The organism is Methylorubrum podarium (assembly GCF_022179745.1).
Taxonomy (GTDB): domain Bacteria; phylum Pseudomonadota; class Alphaproteobacteria; order Rhizobiales; family Beijerinckiaceae; genus Methylobacterium; species Methylobacterium podarium.
In genome coordinates this window covers 1-2,696 of sequence record NZ_BPRD01000116.1, presented here as the reverse complement: position 1 = coordinate 2,696, position 2,696 = coordinate 1, and the positions used below count along the sequence as shown (strand labels likewise).

Sequence of the window (2,696 nt, the reverse complement as noted above, 5' to 3'; positions counted from 1 at the left end):
CCGAAATCGGCGAGGCAGGCGCCCGACACCAGGCCGACATAGCCCGAGCCAATCATCGCGATGCGCATCGATGTCTCCGCCGGGCCACCGGAGCCGTCCGGTATGTTGCGGTGCAGTGTAGCCCGGTTCCGCGCCCGCGCAAACCGCCCGCCGCCCCTGCCGCGGTCGCGCTACAGCCGGTAATGCGCCGCGGCGCGGGAAAAATTCGGGTTGTAGTACGGGTCGGCCCGCAGCACCGGCTCCCAGCGCTCGCGCATCACCCGCGATTCGGCCTCGAAGCGGGCGCGCTTCTCCGGCGTGTCCTCGGCGCCCCGGCTCTTCGACTCGTGGTGGACGAGGCGGGCATGCGGCGTCCAGACGATGCGGTAGCCGGCGGCGCGGATCCTGAGGCACAGGTCCACGTCGTTGAAGGCGACCGCCAGATGCGCGGCGTCGAAGCCGCCGACCTCGGAAAAGACTTGTGCGCGCACGGCGAGGCAGGCGCCGGTCACGGCGGAGACCTCCTGCGACAGCAGCATCCGCGCGAAGGAGCCGGGCTCGTGGCCCGGCAGGCCGAGATGGCTGTGGCCGGCGATCCCGCCGATTCCGAGCACGATCCCGCCGTGCTGGATCGTGCCGTCGGGATAGAGGAGCTTCGCGCCGACCGCCCCGATCTCCGGATCGCTCGCGATCGAGGCGAGTTCGGTGAGCCAGCCCGGCTCCAGCACCTCGATGTCGTTGTTGAGGAACAGGAGGATCGTGCCCCGCGCCGCCGCCGCGCCCCGGTTCGACAGGTCCGAGAAGTTGAACGGGCCCGGCGCGGGCAGCACGCGCAAGCGCGGCTCGGCGGCGTAGCGCGCGAACAGGTCCCGCGTCGCCGGCTCGGTGCTGCCGTTATCGACGACGACGACGTCGAGGGCCGGGTAGTCGGTGCGCGCGAACAGCCCGTCGAGGACGACCCCGAGCAGCTCTGCCCGGTCGCGGGTCGGGATGACGACCGTAACGAGCGGCGGCGGCTCCGGCAGCGGGCGCACGAGCCGGTTGAACCCCTCCGGCCCCCGCTCGGCCCTTGCGCCCTTGCGCGCGGCCACCTCGGCGAGCGCCCGCAGGCGTGCCTCCTCGGCCCGCGCGAGCGCCCGATCCGAGAAGGTGCCGGAGCCGGCCGCGGCCCGCCAGTGATAGAGCACCTTCGGGATGTGGCGCACCCGCGCGGCGTCGAGCCCCTCGGTGAGGCGCAGGAGCAGGTCGTGGTCCTGGCTGCCCTCGAAGCCGGGGCGCAGGCCGCCGAGCCGGCGCAGCGTCTGCGTGCGGACGACGCAGAGATGGTTCACGTAGTTCTGCGCCCAGAGCAATTCGCGGTCGTAGCCCGGCTTGAAATGCGGCTCGAAGCGGCGGCCACGGCCTTCGACCTTGTCCTCGTCGCTGTAGATCAGCTCCAGCGCTGGGTCGGCCCGGAGGGCGGCGGCCACCTCGAAGAGGGCGTTCTCGGAGAGGAGGTCGTCGTGGTCGAGGAAGGCGGCGTAGGCGCCGCCCGCGAGGCTCAGGGCGTCGTTGGTCGCCCGGGCGATATGGCCGTTCTCCGGCCGGCGCAGGGCGCGGATGCGCGGCTCCTCGGCGGCGTGGCGGGCGATCAGTTTCGGGATGCGCGGATCGGTGGAGGCGTCGTCGGCGATGCAGAGTTCCCAGGCCGGGTAGAGCTGGCCCCGCACCGAGCGGATCGCCGCCTCCAGCACGCGCGGGTCGGGATCGTGCACCGGCATCAGGACGGAGATGAGCGGGGGCGCCTCCCAGCCCGCGATCTCGGCGCGGATCCGCGCGCGCTCGGCCGCCGTGAGGCGGTCGAAACGGGCGATCCAGGCGGCGTAGCCGGTCTCGGACCGGTGGGCGAGGGCCTGCCCGATCAGCCCGCGGGCGCGCAGCTTCAGGCCGAGGAGGCGCCAGTAGACCGCCCGCGCCGTGAGGCCGGGCTGGCGGCGGCCCGCCCGCGCCACGATCCCGAGGCGCCCGCGGCGGGTGATCGTGAGATCCTGCAGCCGGAAGGGATTGGTCCGCGACAGGGCCGTCAGGCGCAAGGTCGCGACGTCCGGCGGCAGCCGGCCGGTCCAGGCGAAGGCGTCGCCGCCGAGCGGCTCCTCGACCAGCGCCGCGCTCCCGCCATCACCGGAGACGGCGCTGAGGAGGGCGCGGGCGATGCCGCCGCTGCCGGCATCGCGCCAGGTCACGCTGACCCAGACGCCGCCGAGGCCCGCGCCGGCGAGGTCGATGCGCAGGTCGGCCCCGTCCGCGCCCGTCACCGGCAGCGCCCGGCCCGCGAGCGTGACGTGGGGGCCGGCCCGCTCCGCCATCGCGCCTCAGGCCTCCCAGTTCTTCGAGACCGAGGCCCGCACGGCGTCGCTCAGCACCGTGTCGTAGACGACCATGTCGCGGGCGAAGCGCATCCCGCGCAGCAGCTCGGCGAGCGCCAGCGTCTCGTTGGGAATCGGCAGCGGCAGCGGCAGCGGGGCGTCGATCCCGATATGGTGGAACACCGAGGCCATGAACGCCTCGAAGTAGTCGCGGTGGCCGACGACGTCGATGCGCGACAGGACCTCGACCGCGATGATCGAGCTCGCCGGCATCAGCCGGTCCTCCGGCACGTGGGTGCTGAGCTGGCGGGTCAGGGGGTTGTAGAGCAGGTGATAGGCCGGTTCCGGATGATGCCGGAACCGGCCTATCAC

1 protein-coding gene and 1 pseudogene are annotated in these 2,696 nt (G+C 73.4%); both read right to left on the bottom strand.

The window, feature by feature from the left end:
* Positions 1-170: 170 nt before the first annotated feature.
* On the bottom strand, positions 171-2,324 hold the full coding sequence (locus MFF42_RS06215; protein WP_238254968.1) for a glycosyltransferase family 2 protein: 2,154 nt from the start codon (positions 2,322-2,324) through the stop codon (positions 171-173).
* Between the two features lie 6 nt (positions 2,325-2,330).
* Positions 2,331-2,696 (bottom strand): annotated as a pseudogene (locus MFF42_RS06210) (hypothetical protein); the annotation flags it as partial.